The sequence below is a fragment of the Streptomyces sp. NBC_00057 genome (assembly GCF_045041165.1).
Classification (GTDB): domain Bacteria; phylum Actinomycetota; class Actinomycetes; order Streptomycetales; family Streptomycetaceae; genus Streptomyces.
This window is the reverse complement of the sequence record NZ_CP108256.1, coordinates 2,058,035-2,079,990: the sequence shown is the minus strand read 5'-3', so window position 1 is coordinate 2,079,990 and position 21,956 is coordinate 2,058,035. Positions and strand designations below refer to the sequence as shown.

At 70.3% G+C, this 21,956-nt stretch carries 18 protein-coding genes; 10 read left to right on the top strand and 8 right to left on the bottom strand.

Features of this window, described 5'->3' with window-relative positions:
* Positions 1-17 precede the first annotated feature (17 nt).
* A complete protein-coding gene (locus OG953_RS09845; RefSeq protein WP_405683498.1) occupies positions 18-3,131 on the bottom strand; it encodes an alpha-mannosidase in 3,114 nt (1,037 codons plus the stop codon).
* Between the two features lie 163 nt (positions 3,132-3,294).
* Between OG953_RS09845 and OG953_RS09840 the strand changes: the two genes are divergently transcribed.
* The 7 genes from OG953_RS09840 to OG953_RS09810 all read left to right on the top strand — a co-directional run bounded on the left by OG953_RS09840 (position 3,295) and on the right by OG953_RS09810 (position 10,166).
* Positions 3,295-4,455 (top strand): NAD(P)/FAD-dependent oxidoreductase, encoded by a 1,161-nt coding sequence (locus OG953_RS09840; RefSeq protein ID WP_405683496.1) that lies wholly within the window; start codon positions 3,295-3,297, stop codon positions 4,453-4,455.
* A gap of 37 nt (positions 4,456-4,492) precedes the next feature.
* Positions 4,493-4,819, top strand: a complete 327-nt coding sequence (locus OG953_RS09835; RefSeq protein ID WP_405683495.1) for a (2Fe-2S)-binding protein — start codon at positions 4,493-4,495, stop codon at positions 4,817-4,819.
* The gene (locus tag OG953_RS09830; RefSeq protein ID WP_405683494.1) at positions 4,800-6,290 is read left to right on the top strand and encodes an NAD(P)/FAD-dependent oxidoreductase; all 1,491 of its coding nucleotides are present in this window, start codon (positions 4,800-4,802) and stop codon (positions 6,288-6,290) included. The genes OG953_RS09835 and OG953_RS09830 overlap by 20 nt, the downstream gene beginning before the upstream one ends.
* 111 nt (positions 6,291-6,401) lie before the next feature.
* Complete coding sequence (locus tag OG953_RS09825; protein WP_405683493.1) at positions 6,402-7,310, top strand: dihydrodipicolinate synthase family protein; 909 nt, start codon at positions 6,402-6,404, stop codon at positions 7,308-7,310.
* A gap of 99 nt (positions 7,311-7,409) precedes the next feature.
* Positions 7,410-8,411 carry a proline racemase family protein gene (locus OG953_RS09820; protein WP_405683492.1) on the top strand — a complete coding sequence of 334 codons (1,002 nt, stop codon included), beginning with the start codon at positions 7,410-7,412 and terminating at the stop codon, positions 8,409-8,411.
* Complete coding sequence (locus tag OG953_RS09815) at positions 8,408-9,352, top strand: ornithine cyclodeaminase family protein (RefSeq protein WP_405683491.1); 945 nt, start codon at positions 8,408-8,410, stop codon at positions 9,350-9,352. Before OG953_RS09820 ends, OG953_RS09815 begins: the two co-directional genes overlap by 4 nt.
* A gap of 88 nt (positions 9,353-9,440) precedes the next feature.
* Positions 9,441-10,166 carry a GntR family transcriptional regulator gene (locus OG953_RS09810; protein ID WP_405683490.1) on the top strand — a complete coding sequence of 242 codons (726 nt, stop codon included), beginning with the start codon at positions 9,441-9,443 and terminating at the stop codon, positions 10,164-10,166.
* Between the two features lie 90 nt (positions 10,167-10,256).
* Here the strand turns inward: OG953_RS09810 and OG953_RS09805 are convergent, their stop codons facing one another.
* Positions 10,257-11,729, bottom strand: coding sequence for an aminopeptidase P family protein (locus OG953_RS09805; RefSeq protein WP_405683489.1), 1,473 nt, complete (start codon positions 11,727-11,729; stop codon positions 10,257-10,259).
* A 337-nt stretch (positions 11,730-12,066) separates the two neighbouring features.
* On the opposite strand from OG953_RS09805, the gene OG953_RS09800 reads away from it, so the two are divergent.
* The gene (locus tag OG953_RS09800) at positions 12,067-14,454 is read left to right on the top strand and encodes a M9 family metallopeptidase (protein WP_405683488.1); all 2,388 of its coding nucleotides are present in this window, start codon (positions 12,067-12,069) and stop codon (positions 14,452-14,454) included.
* A gap of 98 nt (positions 14,455-14,552) precedes the next feature.
* Here OG953_RS09800 and OG953_RS09795 read toward each other — a convergent pair whose 3' ends face one another.
* Both OG953_RS09795 and OG953_RS09790 read right to left on the bottom strand, forming a co-directional pair.
* A complete protein-coding gene (locus tag OG953_RS09795; RefSeq protein WP_405683487.1) occupies positions 14,553-14,942 on the bottom strand; it encodes a barstar family protein in 390 nt (129 codons plus the stop codon).
* A gap of 94 nt (positions 14,943-15,036) precedes the next feature.
* The gene (locus OG953_RS09790) at positions 15,037-15,429 is read right to left on the bottom strand and encodes a ribonuclease domain-containing protein (protein WP_405683486.1); all 393 of its coding nucleotides are present in this window, start codon (positions 15,427-15,429) and stop codon (positions 15,037-15,039) included.
* Between the two features lie 275 nt (positions 15,430-15,704).
* On the opposite strand from OG953_RS09790, the gene OG953_RS09785 reads away from it, so the two are divergent.
* Positions 15,705-16,133 (top strand): ATP-binding protein, encoded by a 429-nt coding sequence (locus OG953_RS09785; protein ID WP_405691749.1) that lies wholly within the window; start codon positions 15,705-15,707, stop codon positions 16,131-16,133.
* A 42-nt stretch (positions 16,134-16,175) separates the two neighbouring features.
* Here OG953_RS09785 and OG953_RS09780 read toward each other — a convergent pair whose 3' ends face one another.
* Positions 16,176-17,252 carry a DUF2637 domain-containing protein gene (locus OG953_RS09780; protein WP_405683485.1) on the bottom strand — a complete coding sequence of 359 codons (1,077 nt, stop codon included), beginning with the start codon at positions 17,250-17,252 and terminating at the stop codon, positions 16,176-16,178.
* Between the two features lie 191 nt (positions 17,253-17,443).
* A complete protein-coding gene (locus OG953_RS09775; RefSeq protein ID WP_405683484.1) occupies positions 17,444-18,292 on the bottom strand; it encodes a (2Fe-2S)-binding protein in 849 nt (282 codons plus the stop codon).
* Positions 18,293-18,437: 145 nt separating this feature from the next.
* Here OG953_RS09775 and OG953_RS09770 point away from each other — a divergent pair, with 145 nt between their 5' ends.
* On the top strand, positions 18,438-19,214 hold the full coding sequence (locus OG953_RS09770; protein WP_405683483.1) for a GntR family transcriptional regulator: 777 nt from the start codon (positions 18,438-18,440) through the stop codon (positions 19,212-19,214).
* A 22-nt stretch (positions 19,215-19,236) separates the two neighbouring features.
* On the opposite strand, the gene OG953_RS09765 is transcribed toward OG953_RS09770, so the two are convergent.
* Both OG953_RS09765 and OG953_RS09760 read right to left on the bottom strand, forming a co-directional pair.
* Positions 19,237-20,022 (bottom strand): hypothetical protein, encoded by a 786-nt coding sequence (locus OG953_RS09765; protein WP_405683482.1) that lies wholly within the window; start codon positions 20,020-20,022, stop codon positions 19,237-19,239.
* Between the two features lie 163 nt (positions 20,023-20,185).
* Positions 20,186-21,946 (bottom strand): PucR family transcriptional regulator, encoded by a 1,761-nt coding sequence (locus tag OG953_RS09760; protein WP_405683481.1) that lies wholly within the window; start codon positions 21,944-21,946, stop codon positions 20,186-20,188.
* Positions 21,947-21,956 lie beyond the last annotated feature (10 nt).

Sequence of the window (21,956 nt, the reverse complement as noted above, 5' to 3'; positions counted from 1 at the left end):
CGGGGCGGGCCGGGACCTCATGCAGGGGTCAGGCGGACCGTCAGGATCTGGAACGGCCGCAGCGACAGTACGAGACCGTGCTCACCGGTGTCCGCCTCGTGCAGCGGCCGTTCCAGCAGGTCGGTGATCCGGGCCTGTACGACGGGGAATCCGACCCGCAGCGTCGTGTCGGCGCGCCCGCCCGCCGACTCGTACAGCCGCACGATCACATCGCCGCTGCGGTCCTCGGCGAGCTTGACCGACTCCACCGTGACCGCCGGATGCCCCGTGCTGATCAGTGGCGGCAGGGCCGGCGCCACGGCCGCCCGCAACGGCAGATTGAGCGCCAGCCCCTCCCGTACCGCATCCGTGACTTCACCGCCCGGCGCCAGCGCGTACGTGAACCGATGCCTGCCGAGGTCGGTCTCCGGGTCCGGGCTGTGCGGGGCGCGCAGCAGCGTCAGCCGTACGGTCGTCCCGAGGCCCGAACCGTGCGGGGTCCGGGTCACCTCGTGCCCGTACGTCGAGTCGTTGAGCAACGCGATGCCGTACCCCGGCTCGGCGACCCGCAGCCAGCGATGGGCGCAGATCTCGAAACGGGCCGCGTCCCAGCTGGTGTTGTCGTGTGTCGGGCGGTGAAGGTGCCCGAACTGGATTTCGGCCGTGGACCGTTCGGCATGCACATCGAGCGGGAACGACACCTTGAGGACCTTCTCCGACTCCCGCCAGTCCACCTCGGTGTCGATGTCGATCCGCGGGCTGCCCGCGGTCAGCCGGATCTCCTGCACGATGCGCGACTCCCCGAACGTCCGCATCACACGGACGGCGGCCCGCAACGGCCCCTCCTCGACCAGTTCGACGGAGTCGGCGTCGGTGAGATCGGTGCGGGTGCGGCGGTAGTGGCGGTCGATGTCCCAGGCGTCCCAGTGATTGGGGTGATCCGGATGCAACTGGAGGAGGTTGGCCCGGTGACCGGGGGCGAGGACGTCCCGCCCCGCGCCGAGATCGCGGACGGCGGCGATCAACCCGTCGCTGTCGACCACGACCCGCAGCAGCCCGTTGTCGAATGCGAAACCCTCGGCCGCCGAACCGGTCACCGTGACCGCGTGCTCCACAACCGCTGAACCGTCCAGCAGACCCGCGCCCAGCCCGGGTGCCTCGGCCAGCACCGCCGTACGCCCCTCGCCCAGCGGCTGCACATGCGCGCCCGAGGGCAGCACCGCGCTCGCCTCGGCGTCCAGCTCGATGACCTGACTTCGGTGGTACGGCGATGAGTTGAGCGCCACGAGACCCTCGGCCCCACCCAGTGCCGCCACCGCGTCCGCCACCAGATCGGCCAGCTCCTCCCGCACCCGTTCGTATGTCTCGTGGGCCTCCCGGTGCACCCAGGCGATCGACGATCCCGGCAGGATGTCATGGAACTGATGCAGCAGCACCGTCTTCCACAGCCGGTCCAGCGCCTCGTACGGATAACGGTGGCCGGGAGTCCGCAGCGCCGCCGTGGTGGCCCACAACTCGGCCTCACGGAGCAGGTGTTCGCTGCGCCGGTTGCCCTGCTTGGTCTTGGCCTGGGTGGTGTACGTGGCCCGGTGCAGCTCCAGATACAGCTCACCGGACCAGACCGGTGCCTGCGGCCCGTACTCCTCCTCGGCCGCCGCGAAGAACGCCGACGGCCTCTCGATCTCGACCCTGGGCGAACCCTCCAGATCCCTGAGCCTGCGTGCCTTCTCCAGCATCTCGCGGGTCGGACCGCCCCCGCCGTCACCCCAGCCGAACGGGACGAGCGAGCGGGTCGCCAGCCCCTTCTCCGCGAAGTTCCTTTCCGCATGGGCCAGTTCGCGGCCATGGAACTGTGCGTTGTAGGTGTCCACGGGCGGGAAGTGGGTGAAGACCCTGGTCCCGTCGATGCCCTCCCACCAGAAGGTGTGATGTGGCATTTTATTGCTCTGGTTCCAGGAAAGCTTCTGGGTCAGGAACCACTTCACCCCTGCCAGTCGCGCCAGCTGCGGGAAGGCGGCCGTGCAGCCGAAGGAGTCCGGCAGCCAGATCTCCTCCGTCTCCACCCCCAGCTCCTGCTCGAAGAACCGCTTGCCATGCACGATCTGCCGGGCAAGCGCCTCACCGCCCGGCATATTCGCATCGGACTCCACCCACATCGACCCCACGGGCGCCCACTGCCCGTCCGCCACGGCCTGCTTGATCCGCTCCCAGATCTGCGGCTGATGCTCCTTCACCCAGGCGTACTGCTGGGCCTGCGACGCGGCGAAGACCAGCTCCGGATAGTCCTGGGCCAGCGCGGTGACATTGGCGAAGGTGCGCGAGGCCTTGCGCACCGTCTCGCGCAGCGGCCACAGCCAGGCCGAGTCGATGTGCGCATGCCCGGCGGCCGAGATCCGGTGCGCGCTCGCCGACGCCGGGCGGGACAGCGCCTCGGCCAGCTCGTCCCGGCCGGCTCGCGCCGTGCCCGCCACATCATGCAGATCCAGCGCGTCGAGCATGCGCTCCAGCGCCCGCAGGATCTCGTACCGCCGAGAACGGTCGACGGGCAGTTCCCGCATCAGCTCGGAGAGCACCTCGATGTCCAGAACGAGATGCCAGACCTCCTCGTCCAGCACGGCGAGGTCCGCGGAGGCGAACCGATAGAGGGGCCGGTCACCCGCCGTAGTCACGTCCCCGAGCGGCGTCGGCGCGAAGCCGTGCTCCAGCACCGCCGGGTTGGCCGCCGCCTCCAGGAGCAGCGAGATCGGTTCACCGCCCGCGGCCGGGGAGGCGACCGGCAGATGCCGATTACGCGGATGGATGCCCTTGAGCGGAACGCCCGCGCTGTCGTACAGCATCCCCTCGGCCTGGAATCCGGGCCCCTGGCCGGAGAAGCCGGGGTCGACGACCACCTCGACGCGCCGCCCCGCCCAGTCCTCGGGCACCGTCCCCTCCAGCCGGAACCAGCTGGTGGACCACGGCTTCCCCCACTCCGTACCCGTGCTGAACGGCTCGTAGGTTCCCTCCAATACCTCTGCCACCGGTACGGGTTCGCCGGGGATGTGCCGGACGGAGAGGGCGAGCGGGGTCCGGGCCGGGTACTGGGCGGGGCGGATGAACTGGTGAAGGGCCCGTTCGAGGCGGTCCTCCACCAGGGTGCGGTCGTCGTGCATCACGGCTCCTCGGGGTCGGCGCCTTGGGGGCGTCCATGGTTCCACTTCCCCGGCAGCACAACCGGCACCCCTGCGGGCGGCGCGACGAGGTGACGGTTGATCAACTGTCCCTGCACGCACCCTTGGCGACTCCAAAACAATGTGACATATTACTGTCGTGTTCATGAGACAGCCCCTGGATGTCGTAATCGTCGGGGCCGGAGTGGTCGGTGCCGCCTGCGCCTACTACGCCTCCCGGTCCGGACTGTCCGTAGCCGTCGTCGACCGAGGGCCGGTCGTCGGAGGCACCACCGGAGCCGGGGAGGGCAACCTCCTGGTCTCCGACAAATTGCCAGGACCCGAACTGGAACTGGCCCTGCTCTCCGCCTCCTTGTGGCGCGAACTGTCGGAAGAACTTTCTTCGGACATCGAGTACGAGACCAAGGGCGGTCTGGTTGTGGCGGCGTCCGAGGAATCTCTGACCACCCTGTCCACGACGGCCGCCGCCCAGCGGGGAGCCGGAGTCGAGGCGTATCACGTCACATCCGACCGGCTCCGCGATGCCGAGCCCCACCTCGCACCGCACCTCGCCGGAGGCTGTCACTACCCGCAAGACGCCCAGGTCCAACCAGCGCTGGCAGCAGCCGAGTTGTTACGGGCATCCGGCCGCGCCGGGGCTCGTATCTGCCCGGGGGAGGAGGTCGTCGGGATACTCAGGGGCCGGGATGGCGCGGTAAGAGGGGTGCGTACCGCGCGGAGCGAACTGCGTGCCCCGGTGGTCGTCAACGCGGCGGGCACCTGGGGCGGTGACCTGGCCGCGCTGGCCGGGGTGGACCTTCCGGTCCTGCCGCGCAGGGGGTTCGTGCTCGTCACCGAGCCGTTGCCGCGGCTGATCCGGCACAAGGTCTACGCGGCGGAGTACGTGTCCGATGTGTCGAGCGGGTCCGCGGCGCTGCAGACCTCGCCCGTGGTGGAGGGAACCCCGTCGGGGCCGGTGCTGATCGGGGCCAGCCGCGAACGGGTCGGCTTCGACCGGACGTTGTCGGTTCCGGTGATCGCCCGGCTGGCCTCCCAGGCCGCCGCTCTCTTCCCCGTACTGGCGGATGTGCGGGTGATGCGCGCCTACCACGGGTTCCGTCCCTACCTGCCCGATCATCTGCCGGCGATCGGCCCGGACCCCCGGGTGCCAGGCCTCTTCCACGCCTGCGGCCATGAAGGAGCCGGGATCGGGCTGGCCCCCGTGACCGGGCTGCTGATCGCCGACGCGATCGCCGGGCGGCAACCGGTACTCGATCTCGGACCGTTCGCCCCGGACCGGTTCGACACCACGTGCCATGTCACATGACTGCGGAGGGGTCTCGTGTGCCCCAGGAGAGGACCCTGTGAGACGTACCCGTGCACGTACCCCGGCCGAGCTCGTTGCGGCGCAGCCCGAACCGGAATTCCAGCTGACCTTCGACGGGCGCCCGATCCGTGGACTGCCGGGCCAGAGCATCGCCGCGGCCCTCTGGTCGGCGGGCATCCTGACCTGGCGCACCACTCGGGTCCACGGTCGGCCGCGGGGAGCCTTCTGCGGCATCGGTGCCTGCTACGACTGCCTGGCCACGGTCAACGGCCGGCCGAACCAGCGCGCATGCCTGCTTCCCGCCCGCGCCGACGACGCCATCACCACACAGGAGGGCGACGGGCATGCCGCACTCGACAGATGAACGCCGCCCACGGGACGCGGACTGCGCCGAACTCGCCGTGGTGGGCGCGGGACCGGCCGGCCTGGCCGCCGCCGTCACCGCGGCCGATCACGGGCTCGACGTGGTTCTGCTGGACTCGGCCGTCACGCCCGGTGGGCAGTACTACCGAAGCCCGCCCGGCGGGCTCGGCGCGACCCGGCCCGGCGCCCTCCACCACGGCTGGCCCGTCTTCGCCGAACTCTCCGCACGACTTGCCGCGCACCGCGCCTCCGGCGCGATCCGTCATCTCCACAACCACCAGGTGTGGACGGTCGAACGAGCCGGTGACCGCGACTGGATCCTGCACGCCGTCACCGGAGCCGAAGGGGATCACCGTTCCGCCGTCCGGGCCCGCCGAATGCTGCTGGCGACAGGTGCTTATGAACGTCAACTTCCCTTCCCCGGATGGACACGTCCGGGCGTGGTGAGCGCGGCCGGCGCCCAGGCCATGCTCAAGTCCGGTCTGGTGCTGCCTGGTCGCCGGATCGTGGTCGCGGGGAGCGGCCCGCTACTGCAGGCCGTCGCCCTCTCGCTGACGCGTGCGGGTGCGAGCGTTCCGGCACTGATCGAAGCGTCCGGTTACGGGGCGTACGCGCGCGCTCCCCGGGTGCTGGCCGCCAACCCCGGCAAGATGACGGAAGGGGTCCGGTACGGGGCGGCACTGACCGGCGCCGGAGTTCGAGTGCTGACGCACCGGGCCGTCACCGACGTGCACGGCGACGACCGGGTGGAGGCGGTGACCGTCAGCCGGGTGGACCGCCGGTGGCGTCCCGTGCCGGGGACCGGCCGCAAGATCGCCTGCGATGCCCTCGCCGTCGGACACGGGCTGGTTCCTCAGCTGGAACTCGCCGTGGCGGCGGGTTGCGGTACGCGCCTGTGCGCGGACGGTACGCATGCGGTCACTCTCGACGAGCAGCTCGGGACCACCGTGCCGGGCGTCTGGGCGGCGGGAGAGGCCGGCGGCATCGGTGGCGTCGAACTCGCCCTTTGTGAGGGGGAGTTGGCTGCACTATCGGTCATTCGCGAGATGCGGGGCGGGGTGGAGCGGGCAGTGGCGCGCAGAGCAGTCGCTCTGCGTCGTTCCCGGCGCCGTCTGCGGGCCTTTTCCGCGTTGATGGGTGCCGTGCACCGGCCGGGGGCGGGGTGGAGCGACTGGCTGACCGGCGACACGGAGGTCTGCCGCTGCGAAGAAATCACCGCGGGCCGGATCCGTACCGCGTGCGAGGAGCTCGGAGCCGGTGACACCAGGACCGTCAAACTGCTCACCCGGGCCGGAATGGGGTGGTGCCAGGGCCGGACCTGCGGATTCGCCGTCCGTGAACTGGCCGGCGCGCATGGCAGCGGACACAACGCCGGACGCAGCACTGGTGAAGAGCCGGACGGCCCCGACCGGCGCCCGCTGGCCTGCCCGGTAAGGCTGTCCACGCTCGCCGACCTGGCCGACCCCGGATAGCCCCGCAGCCACTCCCCGACATGCCTCGGCCGCGCCTCGGTATTTCGCGCCGCCGGCTGCTGCCCATGCTTCCCCCCACACCGTGAATGTCACACCACTCAAGGAGCCACGATGCAGACGAACACCCACCCGCGCACCCGCCCCTGGCACGGGGTCATGGTCGCCAACCCGCTCACCTTGCGCGATGACTGCACGATCGACTACGACGCCTATGCCACGCATGTCCAACAGCTCATCGCGGAGGGTTGCGACGGTGTGGTGCCCAACGGGTCACTGGGGGAGTACCAGACCCTGACCGACAGCGAACGCGAGCAGGTGGTCCGGGTCGCCGTCGAGGCGGCAGGCGACGGCAGCCGCGTCATGCCGGGTGTCTCCGCCTACGGCAGCGCGGAGTCGCGGCGCTGGGCGGAACAGGCCGCAGAGGCGGGCGCCGGTTCCGTGCTGCTCCTGCCGCCCAACGGATACCGCTGCGAGGACGCGGCGGTCCGAGCCCACTACGCCGCTGTGGCCGAAGTCGGGGTTCCGGTCGTCGCGTACAACAACCCGTACGACACCAAGGTGGATCTGACACCGAGCCTGCTCGCCGCTCTCCACCAGGATGGCAGCATCGTGGCGGTCAAGGAGTTCAGCGGCGATGTCCGAAGGGCCTACGAGATCGCCGAAGAGGCGCCCGGCCTCGACCTGCTCGTGGGCGCCGACGACGTACTGCTGGAACTGGCACTCGCCGGGGCCGTCGGCTGGATCGCCGGCTGTCCGAACATGCTGCCGTCCTGCTGTGTCGAGCTGTACCGGGCCGCTGTGACAGGGGACATGGCAACCGCCCTGCCGCTGTACCGCGAGCTGCATCCCCTGCTGCGGTGGGACTCGAAGCCGGAGTTCGTCCAGGCCATCAAGGCATCCATGGACGTTGTCGGACGCCATGGCGGCCGTACCCGTCCGCCACGCCTTCCCCTGCCCGCCGACGACGCGGCCACCGTACGTGCCGTGACGGAGAAGGTACTGGCTGCGGGCCTCGGCTGAGCGCTGTTGCGCCGTCGCACGTCCGGTCAGTGCCCGACCCAGTCCGTTCTTTCCGTTCTCTCCGATTTTCGTGTTCATCGTGACGAACCAGGAGGAGCCTTGCAGACACGTCACATCTTCCATGCAGTCGACTCACACACCGAGGGCATGCCCACCCGCGTCATCACCGGCGGCATCGGCACCATTCCCGGTGCCACGATGGCCGAACGGCGCAGTTACTTCCAGAAACACCGGGACGCCGTGCGGACCCTGCTCATGTACGAACCGCGCGGCCATGCTTCCATGAGCGGCGCGATCCTCCAGCCGCCCACCCGGCCCGACGCGGACTTCGGCGTCCTCTTCATAGAGGTTTCCGGCTATCTGCCGATGTGCGGGCACGGCACCATCGGGGTCGCGACCGTTCTGGTGGAGACCGGCATGGTCGAGGTCACCGAACCCGTCACCACCGTCCGGCTGGACACCCCCGCCGGACTCGTCAGCGTCGACGTCCGGGTGGAGGACGGCGCGGCCACCGCTGTCACCCTGACCAACGTTCCCGCGTTCAGCGTCGCACTCGACCGGACGATGGATGTACCCGGCTACGGACCGGTCCGCTACGACCTCGCCTACGGCGGAAACTTCTACGCGATGGTGCAACTGTCCGACCTCGGGCTGCCCTTCGACCGGGCGCGCAAGAACGACATCCTGGCGGCCGGACTCGCCCTGATGGACGCGGTCAACGCCGCTGACCGGCCCGTTCACCCAGAGGATCCCGGCATCCACGGCCTCAAGCACGTGCAGTTCGTCGCACCCGGTTCCGATGCCCGCCACTCCCGACATGCGATGGCCATCCACCCCGGCTGGTTCGACCGGTCGCCCTGCGGAACCGGCACCTCGGCACGCATGGCCCAACTGCACGCACGCGGTGAACTTCCCCTGGACACCGACTTCGTGAACGAGTCCTTCATCGGAACGTCGTTCACCGGGCGTCTCGTCGAGAAGACCACCGTGGGCGGGCTGCCCGCCGTCGTTCCGACCGTCACGGGCCGTGCCTGGATCACCGGTACCGCACAATTCTTCCTGAACCCGTCCGACCCCTTCCCCGAAGGATTCCTGCTGTGAACCTGCCCCTGCTCGGCGCCGACGACATCGAGGCCCTGGGACCGACCGGAGCCCTGGACGCCCTGGAGGCGGCGCTGAGCGGGGGACTCGATCCGGAGACGTCCCCGGCCCGGCACCATGTCACAGTGCCCGGCGGAGAACTGCTGATCATGCCCGCCACCACCCAGCAGGTGACCGGAGTGAAGATCGCCGGAGTCGCCCCCGACAACCCGGCACGCGGCCTGCCACGGATCACCGGAAGCTATCTGCTGCTCGACGGCCCCACCCTGCTGCCGCTCGCCCTGCTCGACGGGGCCGCGCTCACCACACTGCGCACACCGGCCGTGTCCGCACTCGCGATCCGCCACCTCACCCCGCCCGTCCTGCGCCATCTGGTGCTCTTCGGAACCGGCCCCCAGGCGTACGGACACCTTGCCGCGGTGCTCGCGGAACGGCACGTCGAACGGGTGACCGTGATCGGCCGTACCCCGCACCGGGTCGTCGCACTGGTCGAGCACGCGCGTCAATGCGGTGTGGACGCCCGTGCGGGTGAGGCGCACGGGGCGGAGGAGGTCGCCACCGCCGATCTGGTGCTCTGCTGCACCACGTCCGCCACTCCGCTGTTCGACGGCACCCTCGTGCCGGACGGCGCGACAGTCGTCGCGGTCGGCTCGCACACCCCGGACGCCCGGGAGGTCGACACGGCTCTGGTGTCACGCTCCACCGTGATCGTCGAATCGAGGGCGGCAGCCCTGTCGGAGGCGGGCGATCTGCTGATTCCAGTGGCGGAAGGAGCCTTCGGAGCCGAGGACATCGCCGGCAACCTCGCCGACCTGGTGACCGGTCGGATCCTCGGTGAGAAGCCGGCTGCCTTCCTGCGCCCCCGGTTCTTCAAAAGCGTCGGAATGGGCTGGGAAGACCTCGCGGTCGCCGCGGCGGTGCACCGGAAGTCGGCGACCTGACCGAGTTGCCCGCAGGCCAGGGACGACGGGCCCGAGCGGAAACGTGACATTGTATTCTGAGGGCCCGTACGGCGTTGGAGGAACAAACATGGCCCGCCTGTCGACGCTCAATGTCATCTCGGCGCAAGAGCACTTGCGCGACCAGGTGGCGAACGCCCTCAGGGCGGCCCTGATCGCCGGGGAGCTCCGTCCGGGCATGATCTACTCCGCCCCCGCGCTCGCTGCCGAATTCGGGGTGTCCGCCACCCCGGTCCGCGAGGCCATGCTCGACCTGGCGCGGGAGGGCCTGGTCGAAGCGGTTCGCAACAAGGGCTTCCGGATAACCGAGTTGACCGACCAGGACCTCGACGACTTCACCGAACTCCGCGCCATGATCGAGGTACCCACCGTCGGCCGCATTGCCCGGATGGGCAAGGTCAGGGAGCTGAAGGCACTTCGGCCGCTCGCCCTGGCGATCGTCGCTGCTGCCGCCGAGCACGACATCATCGGCTATCTGGAGGCTGACCGCCGCTTCCATCTCGAACTGCTCGGTCTGGCGGGCAACCGCAGGCTGGTGGAGGAAGTCGGCAACCTGCGCAAGCGATCGCGCCTCTTCGGACTGAACCGGCTTGACGCGACGGGGCAGCTGACCGTATCGGCCGAGGAGCATGTCCAACTGCTCGACCTGGTGATCGCCGGTGACGCCGAGCGCGCCGAGGCCTGCATGCTGGCCCACATGTCACATGTCAGGTCGATATGGGCCGAGGACGGCGACGACGTCGGTGCCGGAGGAACCCGGGGCAGAAGGGCGTCGCTGCCGGTCGCAGAGGCCTGAGCCACCAGTTTCGTTCTGGAGCCCCAAGCGGCACTCCGCCCTCCCCCGGCCGCCCCCCCGCGGGGGCGGCCGGTGAGTGGGCCGTCCGGTTCAACCGTCCAGCAGGGCGGCCATCCACTCCTCGATTCCGTCGGCGGTGCGCGGCAGCGCGGACGACATGAGGCGAGCGCCGTCGGCCGTGATCACGAGGTCGTCCTCTATCCGCACCCCGATTCCGCGCAGCGACGGCGGCAGCGTTTCGTCGTCGGGCTGGAGATAGAGCCCCGGTTCCACGGTCAGTACCTGGCCGACTTCCAGGCGCCCGTCCAGATAGCGGTCGGCGCGTGCCTGGGCGCAGTCGTGAAGGTCCATGCCGAGCATGTGACCGCTGCTGCAGAGCGTGTACCGGCGGTAGAATCCGTTGTCGGTGTCGAGCGCCTCATCGGCGGACACCTGCAACACGCCCCATTCGTGCAGCCCTTCGGCGATGACCCGCATGGCCGCCAGGTGGAAGTCACGGAATCGTGCCCCAGGGCGCAGGGCCGCGATGCCCGCTTCCTGCGCGGCGAGCACCAGCTCGTAGACGCTGCGCTGTACGGGGGAGAAGCGGCCGGACAGCGGCAGGGTGCGGGTGATGTCGGCCGTGTAGAGCGAGTCGGTCTCCACCCCGGCGTCCAGTAGCAGCAACCGGTCGCGTTCCAGGGGGCCGTCATTGCGGATCCAGTGCAGGACACAGGCGTGCGCCCCGGCCGCGGCTATCGTGGAGTATCCCGGACCATTCCCCTCGAGCCGGGCCCGCAGATCGAAGACGCCCTCGATCCAACGCTCACCGCGCGGGTGCCGCAGCGCCTGCGGAAGGCTCCGCACCACATCCTCGAATCCTGTCACCGTCGCATCGACGGCTTGCTGCAACTGGCCGGTCTCCCAAGGGTCCTTGACCAGTCGGAGCTCACTGAGCACTGCTTCCAGTCCTGCCGGCGCCGACCGCAGGCGCTGGAACGAGCGGCAGGAACGCAGGAGTTCGTCGACGGAAGGGTCCACCCCTCCCAGCACCCGTACCGGTGGCTGTGGCCCGGTCAGCAGCTTCTCCCAGGTGTCCAGGTGTGCACAGCGGATGCCGGTCATCCGGGCGGCTTCCTCCAGGTCGGGTCTGCGCCCGACCCAGAACTCCCCGTATCTGCGGTCGCGGTAGAACTCGCGGCCGGTGCGGGGTGACCGGGGCCGCAGATACAGCACCGCCTCGTGCCGCTCGTCGCCGTCGGGTTCCAGGACGAGGACGTGTCCGGCCTGGTCCTCGCCGGTGAGGCCGGTGAGCCAGGCGTAGCCGGTGTGCGGACGGAAGCGATAGTTCGTGTCGTTGGAGCGGACCGCGAGCGCGCCCGCCGGGATGACCAGGCGCTCGCCCGGGAAGCGGGCGGCGAACCGGGCACGGCGGGCCGGGGTGACGTCATAAGAGGGGACGCGGATGTCCGCAGGCAGCGGGGTATCCGCCCACGCCGTGCGCATGAAGGCGTCCAGTGCGGGCGACACCGGCAGGTCATGGCTGCCGGTGCGGGGCGCGGCGAGGGAATGGGACACGGGCATTGCTCCTCGGGGGCTCTGTGGGACCGGGGTCGGGGCCGGAATTCCGGCTCTCCGGGGACACGGTGGTGCGGTGGTCGGGAAACCGGTGGTGGCGGCCGGTGTGTTCGGGGCCGCGTGTCATATCCCGTGTTGCGACGAGAAGTTGTCGCGCAGATGAATGTGCGTGAGAGGGGTTCCAAAGGACATGTGACATGTGCCATTGTACAGCGCGCAAGGGGAAAGGAGCCGTGCTCATGTCACGACGTGAGTGCACTTCAGACCCGGTCCGGCACCGACCTCTTGCATTCCCCCACAACCGCGCCCTGTCGCGCGGTCACCACTCCGCTGGAGGCGGCACGTGAAGAACCTGAGGGTTCGGCAAAAGATAACCGGATTGTCCACTGCGGTCCTGGCAGCATGCCTGGGCGTGGGCCTGTTCACGGCACCGAGCCAGGCCGTCGAGCAACGCCCCGCCGTGTCGACCGTGACCCCCCACTTCTCGGACGCCGCCCAGAAGCGGGCGGAACCCCGGACCGAGGACCTCGGCGGCCCCACCGCCGAGGCGCTGACGGCACCCGCCGACGATGCCGCTCACGTCGAACGCAAGTCGCTCAAGGCCGCCGACCGGCCGCCGCTGTCCGCGTCCAAGGACGCGCTCAAGCGGGACTACGACGACCCGGCCACCGCGCTTCCGAGCCACCTGGCACCTTCGATGAAGGCCGAGAAGCGGGCCCGCGCCAAGAAGTCCGGCCGGGCCGCGGCCGAGTGCAACACCACCGATTTCACCAACAACGCCGGAAGCGCCCTGGTCGAGAAGGTCAAGGCGGCGACCACCGACTGCGTCAACACGCTGTTCCGTCTCAAGGGCCAGGACGGCTACCACGCCTTCCGCGAGGACCAGATGGTCACCATCGCCGATGCGATGCGCGACGCGTCGGCCTCCTATCCCGGTGACGGCAGCACCGGCATGCCCCAGCTCGTTCTCTTCCTCCGGGCCGGCTACTACGTGCAGTACTACGACCCCGACACCGTCGGAGAGTACGGGCCGCGCCTGCGCACGGCCATTCAGGGCGCGCTCGACGGCTTCTTCGGCTCCTCGCACGCCTTCGACGTCACCGACGCCAACGGCGAGAGCCTGTCCGAGGCGATCATCCTGATCGACAGCGCCGAGGAGAACGCCCGCTACCTGAACATCGTCAAGCGGATGCTGGCCGGCTACGACGCGTCGTACAACAGCTCCTGGTACATGGTCAACGCCGTGAACAGCGTGTACACGGTCATGTTCCGCGGTCACCAGGTGCCCGAGTTCATCAGCGCCATCGAGGCCGACTCCAGCGTGCTGAACTCCCTGCACGACTTCGCCGCGAACCACCTCGACCTGCTGGGCACCGAGCAGTCGTTCCTGGCCTCCAACGCGGGACTCGAGCTCGGCCGCTTCCTCAAGGAGGACTCGCTGCGCGCCAAGGCGAGCCCGCTCGCGATCGACTTGATGGGCAAGAGCTCCATCGACGGCCCCACCGCCCCGCTCTGGGTCAATCTGGCCAAGATGGTCGACGCCTACGACAAGGACAACTGCGCGGCCTACGGCGCCTGTGACCTCGCGGAGCGTCTCGAGAAGGCCGTCCTGCCGGTGAAGCACACCTGTAGCGACAGCATCACCATCCGGGCGCAGGACATGACCGCGGAGGAACTCGAAGCCAGCTGCACCAGCCTGCGCAACCAGGACGCCTACTTCCACGAGGTGGCCCGGGACAACGGGGCTGTCGCCGACGACAACAACAAGACCATCGAGGTCGTCGCCTTCAACTCCAGCACCGACTACCAGACCTACGCCGGTGTGATCTTCGGCATCGACACCAACAACGGCGGCATGTACCTGGAGGGCGACCCCAAGGCCGAGGGCAACCAGCCCCGGTTCATTGCCTACGAGGCCGAGTGGGCCCGCCCCGACTTCCAGATCTGGAACCTCAACCACGAGTACACGCACTACCTCGACGGCCGCTTCAACATGTACGGCGACTTCGGTGCCGGAATGACCACGCCGACCGTCTGGTGGGTCGAGGGCTTCGCGGAGTTCGTCTCCTACTCGTACCGCAAGCTCGACTACGAGGCCGCCATCGCCCAGGCTGCGAACCGCACCTACACCCTGCGCACCCTGTTCGACACCACCTACGACAACGCCGACCAGACCCGCGTGTACAACTGGGGCTACCTGGCCGTCCGTTACATGCTCGAATCCCACCGCTCCGACGTCGACACCCTGCTCGGCCTCTACCGCAAGGGTGACTGGGACGGCGCCCGCACCCTGCTCACGTCGACCATCGGCAGCCGTTACGACGCCGACTGGAACACCTGGCTGGCGGCCTGCGCGGCCGGTGCCTGCGGCGGCGGGTCCACCAACCCGCCCGGCGAGATCACCGAGTGCAAGGACACCGACACCAGGATGCTGGGCCAGAACTGCATGCGCAGCGCGCTGAAGGCCGTCAAGGGCGACTACGCCTACCTGGCCGTCGTCATCCCGGCCGGCACCACCCAGTTGAAGATCACCGCGTCCGGCGGCACGGGTGACGCCGACCTCTACTACAGCGCGAAGGAGTGGGCGACCACCGAGGTCTACACCGACAAGTCCGTCGGGGCGGGCAACGAGCACACCCTGACCGTCAACAACCCGGCGCCGGGCTACCACTTCATCAGCCTCTACGGCAACGAGGCGTTCGACGGCGCCAAGGTCACCACCGAGTTCTGATCCCTACGACCCCCATGGTGCCGGCCGGCCGAGTGATGACCCCGCTCGGCCGGCCGGTGCCGCCCTCCGGGCCGCGTCCGCCGGACACGGCCCGGGGCTCACGACAGCCGCAGCCCGCCGGGCGCCGTTCCGTTCGTCAGCGCCTCCACGAGCAGGTCGAACAGGGTCGGTCCCCGCCCCACCAGCGCCTCGTCCAGCCGCTGCTGGACCGCCGCGCGGTTTGCGGGATGCACCCGGCTCAGGCTCTGCCGCAGATAGCGAGCCGTCTCCTCATGGCCCAGGGCCTGCGCGGAGAGAGCGTGGTCCCGCCATTCGAAGACGAAGTCGCCGTCGTCCGGAGTGCCCATCCCGCCGCCGAGACAGTCCGCGAGGGCGTCGAAGTTGCGGCCGAAGTATCCGCCCGGGCCGTTCACGGCCTCGCCGATCGCTTTCCAGAACTGCTCCAGGCCGGTGACCCGGGAGCCGTCGATCACATAGGTCACGGTCATGGGGGGAGGGTACAAGTCCGGCCGCTGCCGGCGGTCCGTGATCCGCGCCGCAGGTGGGGGGCTACGGCGCGGATCGGCTCGGAGGGTCGGGGCTTCAGCAGCCCTGGTCGATCAGGTCGAACGTGGCGTAGTGGTCGCTGGTGTAGTAGTCCTCCTGCACCTCTTCACCTGTGACGATCCGACGCGCGCCCCGGGTGGGGGAGCCGGGGGTGATGACCGTGTACTCGTGGTAGTAGCCGGTGCTCCGGCCGGCCAGGACGCCTTCACGGTTCTGGAAGACGGCACCGTCCTGCGAGTAGGGGAACGGGCCGCCCGCGTCGATCAGGTCGAGGGTGTCGTGCGCCTGGGTGGGCAGCGCCGAGTAACAGATGCTGCCGACCGAGGTGGTGGCGGCCGTTGCGGTCGTGGGGACCGGGCCGCCGATGAAAAGGACGGACAGGAGGGCGGCAGCGCCACCGAGCGTGGTGATCCGTGGGGGGATTCGCATAGCAACCATGATGACGCGCGTAGACATGGTCCCGTCAACGTCAACCGGTGTGAATTTTTTGGAAGTTAACCGGAGGGGCAGAAATGTGACATCGATGTGTCCGCCGCTCCGGGCCTTGCCGCCCGTTCTCTGTTCACTTATTGATGAGTCGACAAGCGTGGCGGCCCGCCTGTGGGGCATGCATCCCCAGGCGACGAGAAGTCGAGAAGTCGAGAAGGGGGCGATTCACTGTGCGGGCGGGGGAAACGATGGAGCGTCAGGGAGATGCCGATTCCATGGCGGACGGGGCGGCGCACGAGCCACGGGCGCAGGGGGAGCAGTCGGTTCGGCTGCATCGCAGACTGGCCCACACGGATCTGGGCGCCGTGAGCGAAGTGCGTTGTGCGTTGCGGGAGTTCCTGCGATATCGGTGGCGGGCCGAGCCGGCCGAGGTGGCGGAGCTCCTGCTCAGCGAGCTGGTGACCAATGCGCTGATCCATACGAGGCACGGCGCGGTCGTCACGGTGAGTGTGGCACCCGCGAAACTACGGGTGGAGGTTCGGGACTTCGTATCCGGAATGCCTCTGTCGTACGTACCGAACGCCGACGACGGTACGCATGGCCGAGGGCTGATCCTGGTGCGGAGCCTCGCGGACGCCTGGGGGGTCAGCGCACACGCGCTGGGCAAGGTCGTCTGGTTCGAGCTGGACGGCGAAAAGCCCTGAGAGCCCGGAAGGGACCGGGCCGTCAGGGCCTTTTGTGACGGATCAGCCGAACTGCTGCTCCAGGTCCTTCAGTTTCCGCTCCAGCGAATCGAGCCGGGGCAGTGCCTGGGTGTCGTCCTCGGCGGTGAGGTCGACGGTGAACGGATCATTGGGGTGCCGGTCCGAGGTGCTGGGGCTCGGACCGGTCACGGCCTGCAGGGACGGCCGGTGGCGCAAGGGCAGTTGTCCCGGCTCGGATAGGGCGGGCTCCATGGCGGACTGCGCGGAGCCCGGCGCGGGGGCGATGGCCTGGACGTCCACCTGGGTGCCACCCCGGCCGACCCTGCGCCAGGCCCGGTTCTGCCGGTTCAGCGCCTTGATGTGGGCCCGGTCCAGCTTCACCTGGTCCTTCCTGCGGAGACGGTTCTGCTCCTTCTCCCGCCGGTCCTCACGTACCTCTTCGACCGCTTCGTCCAGGGTGCGTACGCCCTCCAGCAGCATCAGCGACCAGGCACCGAAGGTCTCCCGGGGGGCGCGCAGCCACCGTACGATCCGGATCTGCGGCAGCGGACGGGGCACCAGGCCCTGCTCGCGCAGCGCGGCCCGGCGGGTCTGCTTCAGCGCCCGGTCGAAGAGCACGGCTGCCGAGAGCGACATTCCCGCGAAGAAGTGCGGGGCGCCCGCGTGGTCGATACCGCGCGGCGCGTGCACCCAGTTGAACCAGGCGGCCGCGCCGGCGAACGTCCATACGAGCAGCCGTGATCCGAGCGCCGCGTCACCGTGGCTGGCCTCGCGCACCGCGAGTACGGAACAGAACATCGCGGCCCCGTCGAGGCCGAACGGAACGAGATACTCCCAGCCCCCGGAGAGGCCGAGGTTCTGCTCGCCGAAGCCGACGAGCCCATGGAAGGAGAGGGCGGCGGCGACCGCCGCGCAGCAGAACAGCAGGACGTACGAGGCGGTGGCATACAGCGCCTCCTTACGTCTGCGACGCTCCTCGCTGCGCTCCCAGCTGTCGCCGGCCGCGGAATTGTCAGCGGCGCGCTTGCCGCGTGCGACCACCGCCACCGCCGCCAGGACTCCCACGAGCAGCACGGCGCCCGGAAGCAGCCAATTCAGCGATATGTCGGTCAGTCTCATGCGCGGTCCCTTGCATCGCGTAGGGCATTTCGGGCGCCATGATTGCCGAAACCCCGTCACGCTCAGGGGGTTTCGGGGCAAGAGAACGCCATTGGGTTGGCAGGGCATACGGATAGCCGGGATCTGATCGAATATCCGTACACGGCCAGTGATCTGCGTTCGAATAGTACTACTCGTGCGAGCGGTGTCGATCACTGAGTGGGCGTCAGTTTCCGTACCCGCTCGGCGTCACAGGTGCGCGGGCAGGTGACACAGGTGTCCTCGGGGCGCAGTGTGTAGAAGAGGCAGCAGCTCGCCCGGTCGCGGGTGTGCAGCGACTCGCCGTTCGGCCCGGTCAGTTCACGGAAGCCCGCCGAGCCGACGTACGGCTTCGTGGTGCCCGGCAGGAGCGCCTCCAGCTCGGTCATCGCGCGCCGCTCCTCGCCGAGCAGGTGGGCGATGTACCAGAGGCCCTCGACGACCTCGTCCGTCGCCATGCCCCACAACGCCCGCCTGCCGCGCCGCATCCGCGGTCCGAAGCCGTCCAGTACCGGACCGATGTGGTCGGCCACGGCGACGAGTACCTCGGCCCGCAGCGCCGCCTCGTCCGGGACCACCCGAGCGCCCGGCAGTCCGGCTGCCGGATCGTCCGGAAGGCAGACGAATTCCCTTATGCGGACGGCCAGATGACCCAGCGCCCGCTGGAACGCCACATCCCCGACGGGGATCCGGGGCACCCGCCGGTGCAGGAACCACGGAACCGTCACCAGCAGACAGGCGGGCCAGGCGTACCGGTGCAGTCCGAAGCTGGCGACCACATCGGGCCGGGGCTGCTGCCCGTAGTCCCGCAGCACCTGCGCGTGGTCCCAGGCGAGGAAGGCGTCGAGCGAGGCACCACCCGCCGCGAGCTCGTCCGCACCCACCCAGCCGGCACCGCTAGGGGCGGCCTTGCCGTCCTCCAGCACCTCTGCGCGGAGCCCGGGGAAGACCTCGGCCAGACGCGCGTACGCGCCCGTCACGGCGGACGCGGTGGTGGCGGGAAGCGGAGTGGCGAGTGTCATGCGGGGCCCACCGAATCGCGATCGTTTGCAGGTAAGCCTTACCTTACCCGAATGGATCGATGTTTGAACTGCGGCCTGCGCCGCCTATCGTGCACAGGGGCATGGCGCACGCGAGCCGCGCCCACGGCAGGCCGAGGAGGTCCGAGTGGAGCAGGGCAGAGCGCGCGAGCAGGCGCGGCCGCCGCACGCGTCCGTCGCGTCCGCGACGACCCCGGCGTCCGTACGTGTGCCCGAGCAGGCACGTGGCGAGCAGGTACGCGGCGAGCACACCCACAGCGAGCCGCCCGCCCCGCGGCCGGCGGTGCAGCGACACTCCGTACGTGGCCAGATCCTCGACGCCCTGCGCGCGGCGCTGGTCGACGGTCAGCTGGTTCCGGGGCAGGTCTACTCCGCCCCGGCTCTCGGCGCCCGCTTCGGGGTCTCCGCGACCCCCGTGCGCGAGGCGATGCAGCAGTTGGCCATCGAGGGCGCCGTCGAGGTCGTACCGAACCGCGGTTTCCGGGTGTCCCAGCGGGGCCCGCGCGAGCTGGCAGAGCTGGCCGAGGTACGGGCCCTGATCGAGGTCCCCGTCATGCTGCGGCTGGCCCGCACCGTCCCGCCGGCCCGCTGGTGCGCCCTGCGCCCGCTGGCCGAAGCCACGGTTGCGGCGGCCGCCGTGGGCGACCGGGCGAGTTACGCCGAGTCCGACCGGGCCTTCCACAGGGCGGTCCTCGCGCTCTGCGGCAACGAGCAGTTGGTGATGGTCGCCGACGACCTGCACCGCCGCTCCCAGTGGCCCCTGGGAAACACCCCCGCCACCCGCCACGCCGACCTGCTCGCCGACGCCGCCGAGCACACCGCCCTGCTCGACGCGCTCGTCGCGCAGGACCTGACCGTCGTGCAGTCGCTCGTACGGGAACACTTCACCGGCGCCGAGAGCTGACGTCACACCGGCCCTCCGGGGCTCAGTTCGCCTCGGCCGTCTGAGGGGGCGGCGGGTCCAGGTGCGGAGCCAGCCATGTCGGAACGCCCCCGAGCAGCCGGAAGAGCCGGCCCGCCTCGGCGCGCAGCCGGGTCGCCGCCTCCGGCTCCGGCTCGGAGTCCGCCAGGGCGATGAGGGCCGGAGCCGTACCGATCAGATAGCCCAGCTCCTCCCTTAACCGCAGGGACTCGGCGAAACCGTGCCGCGCCTCCGCCATCTCGCCCTCGCGCAGGGCGAGCAGGGCGAGATGGCGCCAGGTCGAGGAGAGCAGCAACGCGTCGCCCTGGGCGGTGGCACCGGCGTGGGCCCTGCGGTACGCGGCACGCGCGGCCTGAGGCGATTCGGCGATGTTCTGCGCGATCAGGCCCCGGCGGAAGTCCAGCAGCGGGCGTCCCGGCGCTGACGGGGCGAGCAGTGCGGCGGCCCGGCTCAGGGCGACGCTGGCCTCGTCGGCCCGGTCCCGTACGCCGAGAAGCGTCGACGCGTATGCCAGATGGCCACGCTCGCAGGCGGCTGCGCCGCGTTCGGCGTCGTCGTGGGCCAGCGCCTCGGCGGTGCGCAGGGCGTCCTCGGCGTCGGTCCAGCCCTGCCCGGTGTACAGGCACCGCTCGGTCAGCAGGGTGGTGCGCTGGAGTGCCGCTGCCGGATCGGTGGCGGCGTCGTGCTCCAGCAGCGCGGCGGCGTCCGTCCAGCAGGCGCGTGACCGCAGCCGCCATACCGCTGTCTGGAGCGGCGGATCGTCATCTGCTGTCGTTCCGGAACCAGACATGGCGGTATGCGCCACATTGCCCTCCCCGAGCGCGCCATTGAGCTGTTGAGTCTGGCCGCATCTCAGCACGGAATGGCACGCCGGGCCAAGGGGTCGGGTCAATGTCAGGTGAAAGATTTCACAAACGCCCGGACCCGCCGAGAGCCGTGGCAGGGCCCGGAAGTCAGCTCATACGCAGGGCGAGAAAGAAATCGAGCTTGTCCTCCAGGCGCGAAAGGTCACGCCCCGTCAACTGCTCGATTCGCCCGACCCGGTAGCGCAACGTGTTGACGTGCAGATGGAGCCGGGACGCGCAGCGGGTCCAGGAACCGTCGCAGTCCAGGAACGCCTCCAGCGTCGGGATCAGCTCCGCGCGATGGCGCCGGTCGTAGTCGCGCAGCGGGTCGAGCAACCGTGCGGTGAACGCGCGGCGCACGTCGTCGGGGACGAACGGCAGCAGCAGTACGTGCGAGGCCAGCTCGTGGTGCCCGGCCGCGCAGACCCTGCCGGGACGGGCCGCCGCCACCCGGCGGGCGTGCCGGGCCTCCTCCAGGGCGCCGCGCAGACCCTCGGGGGAGTGCACGGCCGCGCTGACACCCAGTGTCAGCCGGCCGTCGTCGGCGAGGCCGGCGGAGAGCGGTTCGCGGACGGCGGCGAGCAGCACATCGGCGTGCAGCGCGGGATTCTCGTCGGCGGAGACCTCGGCGGGCGCCATGTCCGGGCCGGATTCGTGGGCCGGTGCGGGTGTGCTGACGGCGGGCAGGGGTACGAGGGCGACGGCCTCGTCGCCCGTGTGGGCGACCGCGATCCGGTCCGCGGAGTCGGGGCCGGTGACCGCGGGGTCGACCAGGATCTCCTCCAGCAGCGCCTGGGCGGCCGGGCCGCCCGCGACGGCGGAGCCGGAGCTGCCGGCCGGGGCGCCCGTCGTGGCGGAGCCCTCCGCGACACCCCATTCGACCCGCGCCACCACGACCTGCCAGTGCGGCGCGGTCCCGAGACCCGGGAGCAGCACCGGGGCGGCGACCCGCAGCCTGGCGGCGATCTCGGCCGGCGGGGCGCCCGCCTGGACCAGTTCAAGGACTTCCTGGGCGAGCCTGCGGCGTACCGTACGGGCCGCGTCGCGCCGGTCCCGTTCGACCGCGATCAGCTGGGTGACGCCCTGGAGCAGATCCAGCCGGGCGGGCGGCCAGTCGCTCGCGTCCGCCTCGACCGCGAGCAGCCAGTCGGAGAGCACCGACTCGCGCACGTCGCGGGAGGCGGGGACCGTGCCCCGCCCGGCGTTCCGGATCGGGAAGAGCGAATACGTGGTGCCGCCGACCGTGGCCCGGTGCGGGGCCCGGCGGCCGGTGCGGGTGGCGGCCAGATGGTGGCCGGCGAGCGCCGCGCCGACCGGTCCGGCCAGCGGTGCGTCACCGGCGCCCGCGATCTGCCGGCCGGTGGGGGAGAGCACCCAGGCGTGCAGGTCGAGGTCGGAACCGAGCAGATCGAGGACCACCTCGGGCCCACCGCCCGCCGGGCCCGAGGTCATGAGCCTGCGGTGCCGGTCCACGACCGCGGCCAGATCGCCCGCACGCTCGCCGGACACCTGGCGCACCACATGCTCGGTGATCGTTGCGAACGCGACGGTCTCATGGACGGCGAAGAGCGGCAGCCGGTGCCGCGCACATGCCTCCACCAGATCGCCGGGGATGTCGCCGAGCTCCGCCTCGCCCGCCGCGAGCCCGGCGACCCCGGCACCCGCCAGGATTCGTACGAACGGCTCCGAGTCCGTCGCGTCCCGGCGCCAGGCCAGGCCCGTCAGGACCAGCTCGCCGCCCGACAGATAGCGGCTGGGATCCCGCAGGTCGGTGGTCATCACGCCGCGGACGGACCGGTCCAGCTCGTCCTCGCCGCCGAGCAGCCGCAGGCCCAGCGCGTCGGTCTCCAGCAGTGCGCGCAGCCGCATCTCGTCGCCG

Coding starts and splice junctions, on each gene's coding strand:
- OG953_RS09845 (WP_405683498.1), bottom strand. CDS start 3,131: ATGCACGACGACCGCACCCTGGTGGAGGACCGCCTCGAACGGGCCCTT.
- OG953_RS09840 (WP_405683496.1), top strand. CDS start 3,295: ATGAGACAGCCCCTGGATGTCGTAATCGTCGGGGCCGGAGTGGTCGGT.
- OG953_RS09830 (WP_405683494.1), top strand. CDS start 4,800: ATGCCGCACTCGACAGATGAACGCCGCCCACGGGACGCGGACTGCGCC.
- OG953_RS09825 (WP_405683493.1), top strand. CDS start 6,402: ATGCAGACGAACACCCACCCGCGCACCCGCCCCTGGCACGGGGTCATG.
- OG953_RS09810 (WP_405683490.1), top strand. CDS start 9,441: ATGGCCCGCCTGTCGACGCTCAATGTCATCTCGGCGCAAGAGCACTTG.
- OG953_RS09805 (WP_405683489.1), bottom strand. CDS start 11,729: ATGCCCGTGTCCCATTCCCTCGCCGCGCCCCGCACCGGCAGCCATGAC.
- OG953_RS09795 (WP_405683487.1), bottom strand. CDS start 14,942: ATGACCGTGACCTATGTGATCGACGGCTCCCGGGTCACCGGCCTGGAG.
- OG953_RS09790 (WP_405683486.1), bottom strand. CDS start 15,429: ATGCGAATCCCCCCACGGATCACCACGCTCGGTGGCGCTGCCGCCCTC.
- OG953_RS09785 (WP_405691749.1), top strand. CDS start 15,705: ATGGCGGACGGGGCGGCGCACGAGCCACGGGCGCAGGGGGAGCAGTCG.
- OG953_RS09780 (WP_405683485.1), bottom strand. CDS start 17,252: ATGAGACTGACCGACATATCGCTGAATTGGCTGCTTCCGGGCGCCGTG.
- OG953_RS09775 (WP_405683484.1), bottom strand. CDS start 18,292: ATGACACTCGCCACTCCGCTTCCCGCCACCACCGCGTCCGCCGTGACG.
- OG953_RS09765 (WP_405683482.1), bottom strand. CDS start 20,022: ATGTCTGGTTCCGGAACGACAGCAGATGACGATCCGCCGCTCCAGACA.
- OG953_RS09760 (WP_405683481.1), bottom strand. CDS start 21,946: ATGCGGCTGCGCGCACTGCTGGAGACCGACGCGCTGGGCCTGCGGCTG.